This window comes from Pseudomonas sp. Sample_24 (assembly GCF_004307605.1).
Taxonomy (GTDB): Bacteria; Pseudomonadota; Gammaproteobacteria; order Pseudomonadales; family Pseudomonadaceae; genus Aquipseudomonas.
Window position 1 is genome coordinate 1 of the sequence record NZ_RCNW01000259.1, and the last position, 1,048, is coordinate 1,048.

Sequence of the window (1,048 nt, forward strand, 5' to 3'; positions counted from 1 at the left end):
GGCGAGTTCGACGACCTGAACAATGCGATTCTCAAGGAGGCTCAGCAATGATCCGGCGTCTAATGGCTCTTTTGAGCATCGCAGCGTTCGCACCTGGCGCCTGGGCGGCTGACGCCCTGACCGGCGCCGTTCAGAAACAACCGCTCAACGTGTCGGCGATCGTGATGTTCGTCGCCTTCGTCGGTGCCACCCTGTGCATCACCTACTGGGCATCCAAGAAAAACAACTCGGCCTCCGACTACTATGCGGCGGGTGGCAAGATCACCGGTTTTCAGAACGGTCTGGCGATTGCTGGCGACTACATGTCGGCGGCATCCTTCCTGGGTATTTCCGCGCTGGTGTTCACCTCCGGCTACGATGGCCTGATCTACTCGATCGGCTTCCTGGTGGGCTGGCCAATCATTCTGTTTCTGATCGCCGAGCGCCTGCGTAACCTGGGTAAATACACCTTTGCCGACGTGGCGTCCTATCGCCTGGGCCAAACCCAGATCCGCTCGCTGTCCGCTTGCGGATCGTTGGTGGTGGTAGCGTTTTACCTGATCGCGCAAATGGTCGGTGCCGGCAAGCTGATTCAGCTGTTGTTCGGTCTGGACTATCACGTCGCGGTGATTCTGGTCGGTGTGCTGATGTGCATGTACGTGCTGTTCGGCGGCATGCTGGCGACCACCTGGGTGCAGATCATCAAGGCTGTGCTGTTGCTGTCCGGTGCCTCGTTCATGGCGCTGATGGTGATGAAGCACGTAGGCTTTGACTTCAACACATTGTTCTCCGAAGCGATCAAGGTTCACGCCAAGGGCGAAGCGATCATGAGCCCGGGCGGTCTGGTCAAGGACCCGATTTCGGCCTTCTCGCTGGGTCTGGCGCTGATGTTCGGTACCGCTGGCCTGCCACACATTCTGATGCGCTTCTTCACCGTGAGTGACGCAAAAGAAGCTCGCAAGAGCGTGCTGTACGCGACTGGCTTCATTGGCTACTTCTATATCCTGACTTTCATCATCGGCTTCGGCGCGATCCTGCTGGTCAGCACCAACCCGGCCTTCAAAGATGC

General features: G+C 58.2%; 1 pseudogene. It reads left to right on the top strand.

The window, feature by feature from the left end:
• Window positions 1-47: 47 nt before the first annotated feature.
• Window positions 48-1,048 (top strand): annotated as a pseudogene (locus D8V06_RS14390) (cation/acetate symporter ActP); the annotation flags it as partial.